At 71.2% G+C, this 17511-nt stretch carries 13 protein-coding genes and 1 pseudogene; 5 read left to right on the top strand and 9 right to left on the bottom strand.

Annotated elements, in window-relative coordinates; genetic code table 11:
- Window positions 1-85 precede the first annotated feature (85 nt).
- Window positions 86-1501, top strand: a complete 1416-nt coding sequence (locus tag GAK38_RS06150) for an HD-GYP domain-containing protein (protein ID WP_325342352.1) — start codon at window positions 86-88, stop codon at window positions 1499-1501.
- Between the two features lie 10 nt (window positions 1502-1511).
- Here GAK38_RS06150 and GAK38_RS06145 read toward each other — a convergent pair whose 3' ends face one another.
- The 6 genes from GAK38_RS06145 to GAK38_RS06120 all read right to left on the bottom strand — a co-directional run bounded on the left by GAK38_RS06145 (window position 1512) and on the right by GAK38_RS06120 (window position 8764).
- Complete coding sequence (locus GAK38_RS06145; protein WP_325342349.1) at window positions 1512-2285, bottom strand: SDR family oxidoreductase; 774 nt, start codon at window positions 2283-2285, stop codon at window positions 1512-1514.
- A 4-nt stretch (window positions 2286-2289) separates the two neighbouring features.
- A complete protein-coding gene (locus GAK38_RS06140; RefSeq protein WP_443089166.1) occupies window positions 2290-3225 on the bottom strand; it encodes a helix-turn-helix transcriptional regulator in 936 nt (311 codons plus the stop codon).
- Window positions 3226-3237: 12 nt separating this feature from the next.
- Window positions 3238-3945: a fumarylacetoacetate hydrolase family protein gene (locus GAK38_RS06135; RefSeq protein ID WP_325342345.1), complete on the bottom strand. Its 708-nt coding sequence runs from the start codon at window positions 3943-3945 to the stop codon at window positions 3238-3240.
- A gap of 512 nt (window positions 3946-4457) precedes the next feature.
- A complete protein-coding gene (locus tag GAK38_RS06130) occupies window positions 4458-6059 on the bottom strand; it encodes a methyl-accepting chemotaxis protein (protein WP_325342343.1) in 1602 nt (533 codons plus the stop codon).
- 165 nt (window positions 6060-6224) lie between these two features.
- Window positions 6225-7079, bottom strand: coding sequence for a glutamate racemase (gene murI / locus GAK38_RS06125; RefSeq protein ID WP_325342341.1), 855 nt, complete (start codon window positions 7077-7079; stop codon window positions 6225-6227).
- A 131-nt stretch (window positions 7080-7210) separates the two neighbouring features.
- Window positions 7211-8764 (bottom strand): fumarate hydratase, encoded by a 1554-nt coding sequence (locus GAK38_RS06120; RefSeq protein ID WP_325342339.1) that lies wholly within the window; start codon window positions 8762-8764, stop codon window positions 7211-7213.
- 311 nt (window positions 8765-9075) lie between these two features.
- On the opposite strand from GAK38_RS06120, the gene GAK38_RS06115 reads away from it, so the two are divergent.
- The 4 genes from GAK38_RS06115 (at window position 9076) to GAK38_RS06100 (ending at window position 14753) form a co-directional block, all read left to right on the top strand.
- The gene (locus tag GAK38_RS06115) at window positions 9076-9222 is read left to right on the top strand and encodes a phospholipase domain-containing protein (RefSeq protein WP_443089165.1); all 147 of its coding nucleotides are present in this window, start codon (window positions 9076-9078) and stop codon (window positions 9220-9222) included.
- Between the two features lie 141 nt (window positions 9223-9363).
- A complete protein-coding gene (fumC, locus tag GAK38_RS06110; RefSeq protein ID WP_325342337.1) occupies window positions 9364-10749 on the top strand; it encodes a class II fumarate hydratase in 1386 nt (461 codons plus the stop codon).
- A 102-nt stretch (window positions 10750-10851) separates the two neighbouring features.
- A complete protein-coding gene (locus tag GAK38_RS06105) occupies window positions 10852-12150 on the top strand; it encodes a sigma-70 family RNA polymerase sigma factor (protein ID WP_325342335.1) in 1299 nt (432 codons plus the stop codon).
- Window positions 12151-12368: 218 nt separating this feature from the next.
- Window positions 12369-14753, top strand: coding sequence for a TonB-dependent receptor (locus GAK38_RS06100; RefSeq protein ID WP_325342333.1), 2385 nt, complete (start codon window positions 12369-12371; stop codon window positions 14751-14753).
- Here GAK38_RS06100 and GAK38_RS06095 read toward each other — a convergent pair.
- The 3 genes and pseudogenes from GAK38_RS06095 to GAK38_RS06085 form a co-directional block, all read right to left on the bottom strand.
- Complete coding sequence (locus GAK38_RS06095) at window positions 14666-14935, bottom strand: hypothetical protein (protein WP_325342331.1); 270 nt, start codon at window positions 14933-14935, stop codon at window positions 14666-14668. The genes GAK38_RS06100 and GAK38_RS06095 overlap by 88 nt on opposite strands.
- A gap of 25 nt (window positions 14936-14960) precedes the next feature.
- Window positions 14961-16133, bottom strand: a complete 1173-nt coding sequence (locus GAK38_RS06090; RefSeq protein WP_325342329.1) for a DNA topoisomerase IB — start codon at window positions 16131-16133, stop codon at window positions 14961-14963.
- Between the two features lie 94 nt (window positions 16134-16227).
- Window positions 16228-17488: pseudogene (locus GAK38_RS06085) on the bottom strand (NnrS family protein).
- Window positions 17489-17511: the final 23 nt, after the last annotated feature.

The raw sequence follows: 17511 nt of genomic DNA, 5'->3' as shown, positions 1-17511 counted from the left end.
GGCTGGCGCTGATAAGCTCGCACGGTGCGGCCGCCGCCCCGGAAGTCCGCGACCATAACGCAACCAGAAAGCCCCGCCCCGCCGCATGACTGCCCCCCCGCCGAACGACGAAGGATCCGCATCCAGCGCCCACTACGTGCGTGCCGTGACGGACCTGGGCGACCGCGGCAGCGTGGTGGCCGGGGCCGCCATCTACACCGCCAGCGGCGTCAAGCTGGTCGAGCGCGGCGCGCGCATCGACAGCAGGCTCTACGAACGGCTGGTGCAGCACAAGCTCAGCGAGCCGATCGACACCCACCTGAGCGCAGCCAACGCGGTCGATCCGGCGGAACTGCTCGACCGTGCGCGCCAGCTGCTGGGCGAGGCGCCGCTGCCGCGGCTGCTGGCCCAGGCGATGGGTGCCGTGCCCGGGCCGGGCGAGCGCCTGCTGGCGCCGCTGCGCTCCATGCCGCTGCCGCCGGCCGTGGCCTTCAAGCTCACCGTCATGCGCGAGCAGCGGCCGCAGCTGTTCGTGCACAGCCTGCAGGTGGCGCTGGTGTCGGTCTTCCTGGGGCTGCGCAGCGGCCTGACGGAGCGCGACTGCGTATCCGTGGCGGCCGCCGGCATGCTGCACGACATCGGCGTGCTGCACATGAACCCCGACTGGTTCGAGCCCGAGCACCACATGAACGGCGCCCAGCGCAGCCACCTCGCGGCCCACCCGGTCACGGCCATGGTGCTGCTGCGCGAGCTGCATGCCTACCCGCCCGCGGTGGAGCGCGCGGTGCTGGAGCACCACGAACGCATGGACGGCAGCGGCTATCCGCGCGGCATCGCGGGCGATGCCATCTCGCGCATCGGCCGCATCCTGATCGTGGCCGAGGTCGCCGCTTCGCTCTACGACAAGTACGCCGACGGCATGCCGGCGCTGCGCCTGTGGCTGGTGCTGCGGCTCAACGCGCACCGCTTTCCGCCGGATCTGGTCAACCTGCTGCTGCCGCTGCTGCGCGCCCAGCGCGAAAGCCTGCCAGCCGGCGATGCGCCGTCGGTAGCGGCACTCGCTGGCGAGGTCCACCAGTGCATGAAGGATGTGGCGGCGGCGCTGCAGACCTGGGCCGACCTGCAGGATCCGGCCGTGCTGGCCGAGCCGTCCGGCGCCCACGCTCTGCTGGCGGGCCGCATCCGCGCACTGGAGCGCATGCTGTTCGAGGCCGGTTCGCATCCCCGGCAGCAACCCGACCTGCTGGCCGATCAGGGCGCGGTGCCCGCGCCGCCTTCGGCGCCGGGCGAAGCAGCGACGGCCGAGGCCGACGAGGCCGCGCGCACGCTGGCCGAGATGGTGCTCGTGGGCCGCGAGACGCTCTGGCAACTGCGCAACGCGGTGGACGTGAGCCACCGCCGCTGGCCCCAGCTGAGCGACCGGGCCACGCCGTCGGACTGCATCGCCGCGGACTGGTGCGACTGGGTCGCCGCACGCATCGGCAGCGGGCGGGGCGGCAGCGAGACGGGCGCCGCCGCGTAAGCCGAGCGCGTCAGCCGCGGCCCACGAAGGGCATGTTGCTGGCCATCACCGTCAGGTTGAGGATGTTGGCCTCCAGCGGCAGGTTGGCGATGTGCAGCACCGCGTTGGCCACGTGCTGCACGTCGACCATCGGCTCGGCGGCGACCTGGCCGTTGGCCTGCAGCACGCCCTTGGTCATGCGCTGCGACAGCTCGGTCAGCGCATTGCCCACGTCCACCTGGCTGGCGACGATGTTGAAGGCGCGGCCGTCGAGCGCCAGCGCCTTGGTGATGCCCAGCACCGCATGCTTGCTGGCGGTGTAGGGCGCGGTGAACGGGCGCGGCGTGTGGGCCGAGATGGAGCCGTTGTTGATGATGCGGCCGCCCTGGGGCGACTGGCGGCGCATCAGGCCGAAGGCGGCGCGCGCGCAGAGGTAGACGCCGGTCACGTTGGTGTCGATGGCGGCGTACCACTTTTCCAGCGGCAGCTCGTCGATCGGCACGGCCGGGGCGTTGACGCCGGCGTTGTTGAACAGCACGTCGAGGCGGCCGAACTCCTGCGTGATCCTGGTGAACAGCGCCTCGACGCTGGCCGGATCACGCACGTCGGTCGACACGGCCAGCGCGCGGCGGCCGGCCTCGCGCGCGGCCTGGGCCTGTTCTTCCAGCGGCTCGAAGCGGCGGCCGGCCAGTACCACGGCATAGCCGTCGTTCAGCAGGGTCTGGGCAACGGCTTTACCGATGCCACTGCCGGCACCGGTGACGAGGGCGACGCGCGGGTTCGTGGTGGAAGGGGTGGCGGTCATGGGCTCAGTTTCCAGAAGTGTTGGGGTTGGTGGTGGATCGGTGCTGCTTGCGGAACTGGCCGGGCGCCATGCCGAAGGCCAGCCGGAAGCGGCGCGAGAAATAGGCCTCGTCGGTGAAGCCGCAGGACCAGGCGATCTGCGCCACCGGCCGGTTGCCGCCCAGCAGCTGCGTGCGGGCCAGCCGCAGCCGGCGCTCCAGCACCAGGTCGGTGAAGCTGTGGCCGGTTTCCTTGCGCAGCAGGTGGGTCAGGTAGTTGGGTGAGAGAAAAGCGGCCTCGGCGGCCGAGCGCACCGTCATCGCCGGGCTGGCGATGTTGTCGCGGATGTAGCGCAGCACCCGGTCGAGCGCGTCGCGCCGGCCGCGGCGCTCGGCCTTCTGGGCGGCCAGTGCGGTGAGTGCTTCGTTGTGCAGGTCGCACACGGCGCCGATCAGCTGCAGCAGCAGGCCCTTCAGCTGCAGGCCGGCGCCCAGCGTGCGGCTGCGGTCGGTGTGGCGCATGCGCTCCAGCAGCGCCTGCACCACGGCGAAGTCGTCGTCGCCGAGCGTGAAGTCAAGGTGCTCCTGAAAGCGGAACGGCGCCAACTCGGGCGCGTCGGCCAGGGCCACGTCCTCCAGGTCGAGCGGGTCGCACTGCAGGTGCGGCAGCAGGAATTCCTGGGTGAAGTTGATCAGCAGAAATTTGCCATCCGCCGGATGCGGGATCACATGCAGCCGGTGCGGCAGGATGAAGGCCAGCGTGTGGCGCGGAAACGGCCGGACCGCGCCGCCGATGTGCTGCACCGTGTCGCCGCCGAGGTTGACCTGGATCTGGAAATAGTCGTGCCGGTGCGGCGTGGTGGTGGCCGGGCGCGCGCGCTGGTCGCGGATGTAGAAATCCGCATGGTCGCTGCGCTCGTGCATGCCGAGCGTGGGTGCGCGGTCGGGCTCGGTCATCGGCACAGGGGTGACGGTTCAGGCGGCCGGGCGTGGGCCGATGGTCAGCTCGAAGGTCGCCACGCCTTCCACGCCGGCGCGCACCACGTCGCCCGGCAGCAGCGCGGCCACGCCGGCCGGCGTGCCGGTGAAGATCAGGTCGCCCGGCTGCAGGGCCACCGAATGCGAGACGCGGCTCACCAGGTCCGGCACGCCCCAGATCAGGTCGGCGACATCGGCCTTCTGGCGGGCTTCGCCATTGACCTCCAGCCAGACCGCACCGCGCTGCGGATGCCCGATGGCCGCGGCCGGCACGATGGCGGAGCAGGGCGCCGAGGCATCGAAGGCCTTCGATCCTTCCCAGGGCAGGCCTTGCGCTCGGGCCACCTTCTGCTGGTCGCGCCGCGTCAGGTCCAGGCCGGCGGCGTAGCCGAAGATGTGGTCGGCGGCGCTTGCCGGCGCGATGCGCTGGCCGGCCCGGCCGATGGCGACGACGAATTCGATCTCGTGGCAGAACTCCTCCGTCTCGGGCGGGTAGGGCACGACGCCCTCGGCTGGCACGACCGCGTCGTTGGGCTTCATGAAGAAGACGGGCGGCTCGCGGTCGGCCGCGGGCGTGCCGTCGGCCGGCGCGGCCCAGCCGTAGTTGCGGCCGATACAGAACACGCGGCGTAGCGCGAAGCGTTGGGTGCTCTGGGCGATCGGCAGCGAGACCGGAGCCGGCGGCGCGAAGACGAAGGAAGACATGGCCTGCAGTGTGCCCGCTGCACGAACAGTGTCCTTGGACGTAATCGCGCCGTGGTTGGATTGCACCGCGATGGTTCGCGTTTCGGATTCGATGCAACCGAGGGGCTGGATGGAAAAGCAGTGCCTTCCTCCTGTGGCGGCCTGTTGCACCTGGTTTCGCCGCCTCGCACCGGCGATGTGCGGATCGCCCAAAAACGTGTCAACCGGACCGCGGCGTGCGGCGTTGCAGGTACAACAAGGAGTCCCTCGACATGAACACCTTCTCGCTTCCGCTGTCTGCCTGGCCGTTCGATGAGCGCGATCGCAAGCGCGCTCCGGCCCGCGCCGCCCGCTGACCGCACCCCATACTGCACCGGCGAGAGGCCGGCCCTTCACACCTCTCCGACCGGCTGATCCGATCCAGGACAGCCGGTTTTGTTTTGCCCGGAGAATGAAAAAACCCGCTGGTCAGGCGTGGTATATGGGTGAAATCGGCGTTTGCCGACAGCATCCAGGGAGACGGACGGGGAGTATCAGCCCAGCAAATGGGGCTGGCGCGAAGCGAGGGCCGGCGCGCGGCTGTCGAGCCGGAACTCACCCACCACCGCGGCCAGGCGGCTCGCCTGCTCCTTCAGGCTGGAAGCAGCGGCGGCCGATTCCTCCACCAACGCGGCGTTCTGCTGCGTCATCTGGTCGAGCTGGGCGACGGCGGTGTTGACCTGACCGATGCCCTGGCTCTGCTCGGAGGCGGCTGCCGAGATCTCGCCCACGATGTCGCTCACGCGCTGCACGCTGGCCACGATCTCCTGCATGGTCGCGCCAGCGTCCTGCACCAGCGTGGCGCCCGCGGCCACCTTGTCGACGCTGGTGCCGATCAGCGCCTTGATCTCCCGGGCGGCATCGGCCGAGCGGCCGGCCAGCGAGCGGACCTCGCTGGCGACCACGGCAAAGCCGCGGCCCTGCTCGCCCGCGCGCGCGGCCTCCACCGCCGCGTTGAGCGCCAGGATGTTGGTCTGGAAGGCGATGCCGTCGATCACGCCGATGATGTCGGCGATCTTCCGTGAGCTGGCATGGATGTCCTCCATCGTCGCGACCACCTGCGCGACCGCCTCGCCGCCGCGGCGGGCGACGCCGGCGGCCGAGGCGGCCAGTTCGCTGGCCTGGCGGGCGGCGCCGGCGCTCTGCTGGACGGTACCGGTGAGCTGTTCCATGGCGCTGGCCGTCTCCTGCAGGCTGCTGGCGGTCTGCTCGGTGCGGGCGCTCAGGTCCTGGTTGCCCGCGGCGATCTGGGTGCTGGCGGTGGAGATGCCGTCCGCCACGGCGCGCACCTGGCGCAGCGACTGGGCCAGCGCCTGCCGCATGCCGTCGAGCGCGCGCAGCACGGTGCCGGCTTCGTCGGCGCCGTAGGCCCCGGCCGGCGCGTCGGCGGCCGTAGCCAGGTCGCGGCGGCCGATGGCCTGGGCGACCGATTCGGCCTGGCGCAGCGGCGGCACGACGCTTGCGCCGAGCAGCATGGCCAGGGCGACGCCGACCAGCACCGAGACGATGCCGGCGGCGATCAACAGCGATTCGGCCTGCTGCTGGCGCGCCAGGATGGCGGCGACCTCGGCGTCCAGGCTGCCGCGCTGCTGGGCCAGGATCTGCTGCATCGCATCCACGTAGGCCTGCGCGGCCGGCTGGAAGCGGCTGTCGAACACGCGGGCCGCGCCTTCGGCATCGCCGTCCTGCTTGAGCTTGCGGGTCTCGTCGCGCGCCGCGGTGAACTGCCTGCGCACCGTGTCGATGCGGGCCAGCGCGGCCTTGCCCTCGGGCGTGGTGAGACGTTCGTTGACGAAGGTCTGCAGCGCGGTGATCTGCCTGGTGGCCGCATCGATGGCCGGCGCGAAATAGGCGACCAGGCCCGGATCGGCGCTGCGGGCGGTGGCGCCGGCGCGCTGCACGGCCATGTCCACGTGGCGCAGCCAGTCGGCCGTCGCGCGCTCGATGCGGATGTTCTCGACCGCCACATCCTGCACCGAACTGCTGATCTGGCGGAACTGCCAGATGGCATACAGGCTGGTCAGCACCGACAGGCCGAGGACGATGCCCAGCACGGTGCCGAGTTTGCGGTTGATCGAGGCTTGGCTCAGGAACATGGAAAGAAGCACTCCGCGCGATGGCTGGTTGGAAGAAGGCGCGCCATCCCCTGCCGGGCCGGCGAGCGCGCGCGATGATATGCGGGTTTGCACCGATGGCCGCGATCGGATACCAATACCCGTATGCCGCCGTGCGGCGCCCGGCAGGCCGCCATCGGGCAGGCGCTAGAAAAGGGCCGCCCGGGCGGAGCCGGCCGGCAGGCCCAGCCAGCCGGCGGCCGCGGCGCCGAGCAGCGCCGGGTCGTCGGTGGTGAGCAGGGTGGTGCGGCCGCCGTCCGCGCGCGGCTGCAACCCGCCGGGCGACAGCAGGCGGCGCACCTGGCGCGCGACCGGCGCGCCGGTCTCGATCATCCGCACCTCGGCGCCGGCGACGGCGCGCAGGACGGGCTCGGCAAAGATGTAGTGGGTGCAGCCCAGCACCAGCGTGTCGATGGCGCCCGGGCCGTTGCCGAACGGCGCGTCGAGCGCGCCCAGGTAGCGGCGGCACAGCGCGGCGACCTCGCCGCCCGGGTCGGCCGCCGGCTGGAGCACGCTGCGCTCGATGGCGTAGGCCAGGCCGTCGCAGGGCTGCACGGTGACGCGGACGCCGCCGCGCAGGCCCGCCAGCAGGGCCTGGAACTTGGCGCTGCCGGCCGTGCCGCGCGTAGCGATCACGCCGACGTGGCCGCTGCGCGTGGCCGCCACGGCCGGCTTGACGGCGGGTTCGACGCCGACGATCGGCAGGTCCGGATGCGCGGGACGCAGCAGGTGGATGGCCGCCGCCGTGGCGGTGTTGCAGGCCACGACCAGCGCCTTGATGCCATGGCGCGCGCGCAGCGCGTCGACGATGGCGCGGCTGCGCGCGGTCACGTAGGCGTCGCCGCGCTCGCCGTAGGGTGCATGGCCGCTGTCGGCCAGGTAGACGAAGTCCTCGCCCGGCAGCTCGGCGCGCAGCGCGCGCAGGATGCTCAGGCCGCCGATGCCGCTGTCGAAGACGCCGATCGGCGCGTTGGCGGGCACAGCGGGAAGGAGATCGGTCACGGGCGCAGGATGGGGCACGGCGGCCGATTGTGCCGCTGCGCGCCGCAGTGCGCAGCGAACGGAAAAAGGCAGGGGTATAGGCCCACAGCGCTTGCCGGAAAAGTGCTGTAGACTGCTACCCCTGAGGGTATTCAGGCTGGCGCCAGTTCGATCGTCTTGAACTCGCCCGAGGCGATGCGCTTTTGCCATTCGGCCGGGCCGGTGATGTGCTTGCTGGTGCCGCCGGCGTCCACCGCCACGGTCACCGGCATGTCGACCACGTCGAATTCGTAGATCGCCTCCATGCCGAGGTCGGCGAAGCCGACGACCCTGGCCGTCTTGATCGCCTTGCTGACCAGGTAGGCCGCGCCGCCCACGGCCATGAGGTAGGCGCTCCTGTGCTTGCGGATGGCCTCGATGGCGACCGGGCCGCGCTCGCTCTTGCCGATCATCGCGATCAGGCCGGTCTGGGCCAGCATCATGTCGGTGAACTTGTCCATGCGCGTGGCGGTCGTCGGGCCGGCCGGGCCGACGGCCTCGTCGCCGACCGGGTCGACCGGGCCGACGTAGTAGATGACGCGGTTGGTGAAGTCCACCGGCAGCTGCTCGCCGCGCGCGAGCATGTCCTGGATGCGCTTGTGCGCGGCGTCGCGGCCGGTGAGCATCCTGCCGTTGAGCAGCAGCGTGTCGCCGGGCTTCCAGCCCGCGACTTCCTCCCTGGTCAGGGTGTTCAGGTCGACGCGCCTGGACGTGTTGTAGTCGGGCGCCCAGTCGATCTTGGGCCACAGGTCGAGCGAGGGCGCGCTCAGGTAGACCGGGCCGGAGCCGTCGAGCACGAAGTGGGCATGCCGCGTGGCCGCGCAGTTGGGGATCATCGCGACCGGCTTGCTCGCGGCGTGCGTCGGGTACATCCTGATCTTGACGTCGAGCACGGTGGTCAGGCCGCCCAGGCCCTGCGCGCCGATGCCCAGGGCGTTGACCTTCTCGTAGAGATCCAGGCGCATCTCCTCGACAAGGTCGAGCTTCTCGCCGCGCGACGATTTCGCCTGCAGCTCGTACATGTCGAGGTCGTCCATCAGGCTTTCCTTGGCCAGCAGCACCGCCTTCTCGGCCGTGCCGCCGATGCCGATGCCCAGCATGCCCGGCGGGCACCAGCCGGCGCCCATGGTCGGCACGGTCTTGAGCACCCAGTCGACCACGCTGTCGCTCGGGTTGAGCATGACCATCTTGGACTTGTTCTCGCTGCCGCCGCCCTTGGCCGCGACGGTGATGTCCACCGTGTTGCCCGGCACGATCTGCACCGAGATCACGGCCGGGGTGTTGTCCCGGGTGTTCCTGCGGTCGAACTGCGGATCGGCCACGACCGAGGCGCGCAGCGTGTTGTCCGGGTGGTTGTAGCCGCGGCGCACGCCTTCGTTGATCGCGTCCTCCAGGCCGGCGGTGAAGCCGTCCCACCGCACGTCCATGCCGACCTTGAGGAAGACGTTGACGATGCCGGTGTCCTGGCAGATCGGCCGGCGGCCGGTCGCACTCATCTTGCTGTTGGTGAGGATCTGCGCGATCGCGTCCCTGGCCGCCGGGCTCTGTTCGCGCTCGTAGGCGCGTGCGAGGTGGGAGATGTAGTCGGCCGGGTGGTAGTAGCTGATGTACTGGAGGGCGGCGGAGACGGACTCGATCAGGTCGTCCTGGCGGATGCGCGTGGTCATGGGATAGGGGAGTCGTGGGGTGGGGTATGGCCGCAGTCGTTGCCGCGGCCTGGGTGAGGCGGGCGGAATTATCCCCAAAGCCGGGCGTCCGCGCGCGCCTGCGCACGGCTGTCATCGTTGTGCAAATCACGGCTTCCAGAATGGCCTTCAGCCCATGCCGGCGACCGGGCGCCCCGGTGCGCCGCCGTTGCTCCACGGCAGGCGTGGGCCATGGGTCCGGAGCCGGCCGGTTCCAGACGACCCGCGCGTTCGCGCTCCCTCTGCTTTCTGCGCTGCGCTTTTTCCTCCTCTCCACCTCCACCTTCATCCGGATGAAACCCACCCTGGGCGGCAGCGGCAACTGGTACGATTTCTCGGTGCAGTGCAGCACGCAGGAGACGTTCGCGCGGCGCTTTGCCGGGCGGGTCGAGAACGGCCGGGATGGGGTGAGCGACCCAGCCATGGGCACGGCCGGCTGATGCCGGGCGGGCCGCGCGCGCCGTGCGGCGGCCCGGTGCCCGGCCGCGCCGGCGGGTTTATGCTGTCGCCCGCCGGCGAATCGAGAACTTTTCCGTTCCCGCCGCTGTCCGTTTCCTTTCATCCCGACAGACAGAGGCACCATGACCACACGCACCGAAAAAGACACCTTTGGCCTGATTGAGGTCCCGGCCGACAGGCTCTGGGGCGCGCAGACCCAGCGCTCGCTGCAGAACTTCGACATCTCCGGCGAGAAGCAGCCTCGGGAAATCATCAAGGCGCTGGCGCAGGTCAAGCGGGCCTCGGCCACGGTCAACCACGCCCTGGGCCGGCTCGACGCGAAGAAGAAGCAGGCCATCGTCGATGCCGCGCAGGAAGTGATCGACGGCAGGCACCCGGACGAATTCCCGCTCGTGGTCTGGCAGACCGGCTCGGGCACGCAGACCAACATGAACCTCAACGAGGTCATCGCCAACCGCGCGAGCGAACTGCTCGGCGGCGAGCGCGGCGAGGGCCGGCTGGTGCATCCCAACGACGACGTGAACAAGAGCCAGTCGTCCAACGACGTGTTCCCGACCGCGTCGCACGTCGCCGCCGTCGATGCGCTCACCAACAGGCTGCTGCCGGCCATCGAGGTGCTGAGGAAGACGCTGGCGCAGAAGTCCCGGGACTTCGACGGCATCGTCAAGATCGGCCGCACCCACCTGCAGGACGCCACGCCGCTCACGCTGGGCCAGGAGATCTCGGGCTGGGTCGCGCAGCTGGAGCACGGCAGCAGGCATGTGAAGGATGCGCTGCCGCACCTCTACGAACTCGCGCTCGGTGGCACCGCCGTGGGCACCGGCCTCAACGCGCCCAAGGGTTATGCCGAAGGCGTCGCGAAGGAGCTGGCCGCGATCACCGGCCTGCCGTTCGTGACCTCGCCCAACAAGTTCGAGTCGCTCGCGTCGCAGGACGCGCTCGTGCATGCCCACGGCGCGCTCAAGACCCTGGCCGCCAGCCTCAACAAGATCGCCAACGACGTGCGCTGGCTCGCCAGCGGCCCGAGAAGCGGCATCGGCGAGATCAGCATCCCCGAGAACGAGCCGGGCTCGTCGATCATGCCCGGCAAGGTCAACCCGACCCAGAGCGAGGCCATCACCATGCTGGCCGCGCAGGTCTTCGGCAACGACGTGGCGATCAACATCGGCGGCGCCTCGGGCAACTTCGAGCTCAACGTGTTCCGCCCGGTCGTGGCCCACAACTTCCTCCAGAGCGTGCGCCTGCTGGCCGACGGCATCCTGAGCTTCAACAACAACTGCGCCGTCGGCATCGAGCCCAACCGCGAGCGCATCGACCACCTGGTCAAGCAGTCGCTGATGCTGGTGACAGCGCTGAACCCGCACATCGGCTACGACAAGGCCGCCTTCATCGCCAAGAAGGGCCACAAGGAAGGCACCAGCCTGCGCGAGGCGGCCATCGCCTCGGGCCACGTCACGGCCGAGCAGTTCGACCAGTGGGTGGTGCCGGAGAACATGGTCGGGCGCTGAGCGCGCCGCGCCTGGGGGCGGCATGAATTATTGAGAATCGTTGTTATTTGCGGGTATGCCGTCGGGTGAACCGCGACCGCGGTCCCTCCGACGCCTCCTGCCATGACCGTTTCCGCTTCGCCGCTGCACGCCAGCTTCCACCGCAGCTACCAGCAGCTCGTCCAGTTCCTCGCGCGCAAGACCGGCAATGCTGACGACGCGCGCGAGCTTGCGCAGGATCTGTGGCTGCAGCTGCATTCCCGCGCCGCGGCCCGGCCGGCAGACCCGCAGGCCTATCTCTTCACGATGGCGCGCAACCTGGCCGTCGACCATCTGCGCCGCCAGCGGCTGGCCGATCAGCATGCCGAGGCCTGGCTGGCGCTGCACCCGGGCGAACCGGCCGCGGCCGACGGCGCCCAGCTGCTGGCCCAGCGGCGGCTGCTGCAGGCTGTGGGCGCCGCGCTGGCGGCACTGCCCCGGCGCACGCGCGAGGTGTTCGTCGCGCACCGCATCGAAGGCGTGGGCCAGGACGAACTGGCCCGCCTGCACGGTGTGACCCGCAGCACCATCGAGCGCGATGTGCAGCGCGCCGGCCAGGCGGTGGACGGCGTGCTGGCCCGCTGGCACGCCTCGGCCGGAGCCGCTGCGGCGCAGGGCCCGCGCCGGCGCGGCCTGGCCGGCGCGCTGCTCGGCATCGGGGCCCTTGCCGGCAGCGGCGGGCTGGCATGGTCGTGGTGGCGCCTGCACATCGCGCAGTGGCAGGCGGCCGTGGTCAGCGCGGTCGGCCGCCAGCGCATGCAGACCCTGCCCGACGGCACGCATCTCACGCTCGACGCGGCCAGCGCGGCGGACATCGCCTACTACGCCGCGCGGCGCCATGTGCGGCTGCAGCGCGGCGCCGCTTTCTTCGAGGTGGCGCACGACGCTGCCAGGCCCTTCGTCGTCGATGCCGGCGCGGTGCGGGTGACCGTGCTCGGCACGCGCTTCTCGGTGGACCTGCAGGATGCGGGCGGCGCGGTGGAGGTCGGCGTCGAGTCGGGCCGTGTGCGGGTCGAGCCCGCGGCGGATGGCGGGTCCTGGCAGCCCCTGCTGCTCGCGGCCGGCGATGTGGTGCGCCTCGCCCCCGGCGAGCCGCCGCGGGCCGTGCCCCGTGCGGCGCAAGGCGTGGCTGCGTGGCGCGACGGCTGGCTCGGCTTTCGCGATGCGCCGCTCGGCGAGGTGGCCGCGCGGCTGCGCCGCTATACCGACACCGGCATCGCCGTCTCCGATGCCGCCGCGCGGCTGCCGGTCACGGCCGAGATCCGCAGTGCCCAGGCCGGCGAATGGCTGCGGCGGCTGCCCGCGGCGATGCCGGTGGAGGTGGACTGGCAGGCCGGGCGCCCCGCCCGCGTCGCGATCACCGAGCGGGCCGCGCGGCGCTGACCGGCGGCTGCTCGATACTCCCCCATTAGGTACCGCATAGCGCTCTCTGGGAGAGGGGTGGGGGACTATACCCCCAAAGTTTTCTCCGCGGTCCGGCGTCCGCCATCGATTGCTGCGCAATCCGCTGCGGGATTCCGCCGTCCTTCTTCGTCCTGTGATGTGGGACCCGGCGAAACGCCTGGGGCCGAAGCATTCACATCCTGAGAGGAAGCAACGACATGACACCGACGACGACCATCTCCCGCGCTGCGGCGGCGTTCGCCTTCGCGGCGGCCCTGCCGGCGGCGACCGCGCAGGCGCCCATCGCCTTCGACATTCCCGCGCAGGCGCTGGACGCCACGCTGGCGCAGATCGCGCGGCGCGGCGGCGTGCAGCTCATCTTGCCGCCCGAGCTGGCGCAGGGCCGGCGGGCGCCGGCCGTGCGCGGCGCGCTGGCCGTGGACGCCGCGCTGGCGGCGGCCCTGGCCGGCAGCGGGCTCGAAGCCGTGCGGCACGGGCAGACCGTGGTGGTCCACCGCGCCGCGGCCCTGGGCGGCACCCTGGGCGAGGTGCGCGTGACGGCCGAGGCAGAGCGCCCGGGCGCTCTGCCGCCGGCCTACGCGGGCGGACAGGTGGCGCGCGGCGCGCGGCTGGGCCTGCTGGGCAACATGGATGTGATGGACACGCCCTTCACCGTGACCAGCTACACGGCCGAGACCATCGAGAACCAGGGTGCCCGCACCGTGGCCGAAGCGCTCAAGAACGATGCTTCGGTACGCGACTCCACGCCGGACGGCCACCCGTTCGAGAACTTCCGCATCCGCAACTTTGCGGTCAACCAGAACGAGATGACGATCGACGGCATGTACGGCATGGCACCCTACAGCCACACGCCGGTCGAGATGTTCGAGCGCGTCGAGCTGCTGCGCGGCCCGAGCGCGCTGTTCACCGGCATGGCGCCCGCTGGCGCGCTGGGCGGCACGGTCAACCTGGTGCCCAAGCGCGCGGGCGAAGAGCCGCTCAACCGCGTCACGCTGGGCTGGCGCTCCGAAAGCCAGGTCGGCACCAGGTTCGACCTGAGCCGCCGCTTCGGCCAGAGCAAGGAATGGGGCATCCGCATCAACGGCTCGTTCGCCAACGGCGACACCGAGATCGACGGGCAATCCAAGCAGCGCCAGTTTCTGTCGACCGCGCTGGACTACCGCAACGGCGGCTTTAAGGGCTCGCTGGATGCCTACTACAGCAAGGAAAAATTCAACGGAGGCACCACCGCGGGCATCTATTTCAGCAACGCCGCCCTGGGCGTGCTGCCTGCGCCTGACGGCAGCCTGAACCAGTTCCCCGGCGCCTATGGCGAGGCGGAAAACAAGGCCGCCATCCTGCGCGCCGAGTACGCTTTCAACGGCGTGGCGACCGTCTTTGCCAACGTCGGCGTGCGCGACGGCAAGGTTGCGGGCTACTACACGGGCACGTGGGTTCGTCCCACATCGGCGAACGGCTCCGGCAGTCTGTCCATGTCCGGCCAGCGCATGTACGAGAACAACGTGCACCTGGAGACAGGCCTGCGCCTGAACTTCGGGACTGGCGGCGTCCGCCACGAGATGACGCTTCAGGCCTCGCGCCTGGAGATGGACTATGGCTACGATGCCAATTCGAGGAGCGGTACCTCGAATATCTACAACCCGACGTATGTGGCGATGCCCGATCTGCCCGGGTCGGCCAAGAAGTGGTCGGACAAGACTTTCGGCAGCCTGGCGCTGGTGGACACCCTGTCCATGCTGGACGACAGGCTGAAACTGACGCTGGGCCTGCGCCGTCAGAGCTTCAAGGTCGTGCCGACGGCGGACGGCATTTCCACCGGCGGCGAGGTCGCCTACGACAAGAGCGTGGTCACGCCCGCCGCGGGCGTGGTCTTCAAGCCCTGGGGACCGAACGTGTCGCTGTACGCCAGCTACGTGCAGGGCCTGAGCCAGGGCGACAGCATCTCCACGACCAGCGGCTACGCCCGCAACTACGCCTTTGCGCCGTACAAGACGGAGCAGGCCGAAGTCGGCGTCAAATGGGATGCGGGCACGTTCACCAACACGCTGGCGCTGTACCAGATCACCAAGCCGACGCTGATCACGTTCGACACCGATGCGGGCACGGACGCCACCGACGGCGGCGAGAAGCGCGTGCGCGGGCTGGAATGGAACACCTTCGGCGAGATCGCGCGCGGCGTGCGCGTGCTGGGCGGCGCGGCCTATGCGCAAGGCGTTCAGACCAAGACGCAGGACGGCACGCTCGACGGCTACACGGCCGTGGGATCACCCAGGTGGCAGGCCAATCTGGGCGCGGAATGGGACGTGCCGGGAACGAATGGCGTGACGCTGACCACCGGCATGCGGGCGACCAGCAGCCAGTGGCTGACCAACGCCCACACGCTCCAGCTTCCGGGCTGGGCCGTGTTCGATCTGGGCGTCCGCTACACCACCGAACTGTACGGGCGCAAGGCGGTGCTGCGCTTCAACGTGGACAACGTGGCCGACCGCAGCTACTACTCGGGCATCTTCCGCGAAGGCACGGCGATCGGCACGCTGGGCGCGCCGCGCACGTTCTCGGTTTCGCTCACGATGGATTTCTGAGCCTGCGCCGGTACGGAGGCTGGCGCAGGAACCGGAGCCGCCGCAGGTCGGTCGAGCCGTTGCAGGAACTCCTCGCAGACCTCAGGGCTGACCACCGTCAGGTCGATCAGCTGCCGTTCCGTTGCCGCGATCCGCAGGTTCAGCGAGTCGCGGCGCGGTTTGACGCTGGCGATGGTGGGCATGGCAACGGTTGTAACGACGGAGTCGTTACGAGCCTCCCGCCGGCATGGCCCGTCTGCCAAGGTTCTTTCTCGCGCGGACTTTGGGTCCGGCCTGCCGCAGGAATCCGAGCAGCCGCCGCTCGGCCGCGCTGAGGCCGCGCGGCCCGGCCGCGCCGCCGATGCGCTCCCACACGCGCTGCATGCCCGGGCCGGCGTCGGACGCCAGCCGGGCACCCAGGTCCAGCACCGCCGGGTGCACGTAGGACTTCTTGCAGACCGCCGGCGTGTTGCCGAGCTGGCGCGCCACTTCCGCCAGAACCTGCTTGGCGCTCCACGACGCGGCGCCGCCTTCGCCGGTGCAGGCCAGCCGCGTCAGCTCCAGCGCCTGCACCGTGCCGTGCCAGGTGCAGAAGTCCTTGGCGGTGAAGTGCGGATCGCCCGCGCACTGCGCCCCCGCGATCCCGCGCAGGTAGTCGTTCACGTCGGCCGAGCCGATCGGGGGCGGCTGGCCGTCCTCGTCCTCGTACTGGAACAGCTCCTGCCCCGGCAACTGCTGGCAACGCCGCACGATGCGCGCCACGCGCGGGTCGTTGAGCAGCGCCTGCTGCGCCACGCCGCTCTTGCCGCGAAAGCGCAGCCGGACCGTGCTGCCGCGCACGGCGGCATGGGGCGTGCGCAGCGTCGTCAGGCCGTAGGAGCCGTTGCTCGCCGCGTATTCCTCGTTGCCCACGCGCAGGAAGGTGGTGTCGAGCAGCCGCACGACGGTCGCCAGCACCACGGTGCGCGTCAGCGGCTGGCGGCCGCGGCGCACGGCCAGGTCGCGCGCCACGCGGGCGCGGATGCGCGGCAGCGCGCGGCCGAACGCCTGCATGCGCTCGAACTTGTCCTCGTCGCGCGCCAGACGCCAGTCCGGGTGGTATCGGTACTGGCGGCGTCCGCGCGCGTCGAGCCCGGTGGCCTGCAGGTGGCCGTTGGCCAGCGGGCAGATCCAGACCTCGGTATAGGCCGGCGGAATCGCCAGGCGGTTGATGCGCGCGACCTCGCTCTCGTCGCGGATCCAGCGGCCCCGGTCGTCGCGGTACGCGAAGCGCTTGCCGCGCCGCACCCGCTGAAGGCCGGGCATGCGGCGGTCCACATAGAGCAGGCCGCCGGGCAGCGGAACCGGCGGGGCGGGGGCATCGGCGGGAGCGGCAGGGGCGGCAGGGGCGGCATCGGGCATGCCGCCGATCTCAACGCCGCCGTAGGCGCACGGTTGTAGGAAGCGGTCGGTTCAGCCGGTGCGTGGCAGCCGATGTATCGCCGCCCGGCCGCGTTCAGGCCGCCGGAGGCGCCGGGCGGCGGCGGACCGGAATCTCGCCGGGCCGCGTGGCCGGCTGCTGGCCCAGGCGCGGGCGGATCAGCATCGGCGCGAAGCGCCAGAGATAGAGCCCGAAGGCCAGCACCCAGGCGCCGGCTGCGGCATGCAAGCGCGCCGAGCGCGAACGCGGTGGGCAGCAGGGCGACGAGCCGCAGCACCGCCGCGGCGATCACCAGCAGATAGCTGGCGACGATGGAGCGGTCGGCGGCGAGCGGCCGGCCGGTGTGGCCCAGCGCGGTGCGCGTGACCATGCCGATGATCAGCACCGAGAAGCCGGCCACGCCGATGACGTGCGCCGGCCAGGCCGGCCGCAGCCCCCAGCCTGCGCCCCAGCCGGCCTGCTGCGCGGCGGCCACCAGCAGCCCGAGGCCGAGCGATCCGTAGCCGGCGTAGAGGATCCACAGCAGCGGTACGCGCACCGCGGCCCAGGGCTTCCAGGCGGCGAACTGCACCAGCGCGATCGCGCCGGCCACGGCGAGGAGGGCGGCCGCGGCCGGCTGCCAGCCGGCCAGCGCGCTGGCGATGGCCAGCACGCCCGCTCCGAGCTGCCAGCGGCCGCTGGCGGTATGCATCGGCACCGTGAGCCCCGGCACGGCGCGCATCGCGAAGAACGGCAGCACCCGCCGCGCGACCAGCAGCGTGACCACGGCCATGCAGAGCAGCCCGGTGCCGAAGTGCCGCATCAGCATCGGGTAGTCGCCCTGCCAAGCCGCGGCGAGGAACAGCGCGTCGGCCGCGCCCAGGCCCAGCACCAGCGGTGGCACGCCGTAGTTGCGCCGGCTGCGCGCGCGGTAGATCGCCCGGCCCAGCGCCACGGCCGCGGCGCCGAACAGCAGCAGCTCGCAGGCCGAAGCCACGGCGAAGACCGCGCCGCCGGGCACGAGGAAGCCGATGCGCGCGGCCACCCAGAGCAGGGCGGTGGCACCGAGCGCGCGGCCCTTGAGCGGGTTGATGCCGGTCCAGTTGGCGCCGGCGGTGCAGAGAAAGCCCACGGCGATCGTCGCGACGAAGCCCCAGAGCATCTCGTGCGCATGCCAGGCCACGGCCGCGAGCCGGCCCCGCAGCAGGCCCGGCGCATACACCCAGAGCGCGACCGCCACGGCCGCCCACAGGCAGCCGGCCAAGTAGAACGGGCGGAACCCGAGTTCGAGGAAGGCTTTCCACTGCGGCGCCGGACGGCGGTGCGCGGGCTCTTCGATCTGCAGCAGCTCGGCCATGGCGGGATGCGGAGGAGGCGTCG

This window comes from Xylophilus sp. (genome assembly GCA_009914555.1).
Taxonomy (GTDB): Bacteria; Pseudomonadota; Gammaproteobacteria; order Burkholderiales; family Burkholderiaceae_C; genus WNDY01.
The sequence above is the reverse complement of the archived record's forward strand: the minus strand, read 5'-3'. Positions and strand labels throughout refer to the sequence as shown.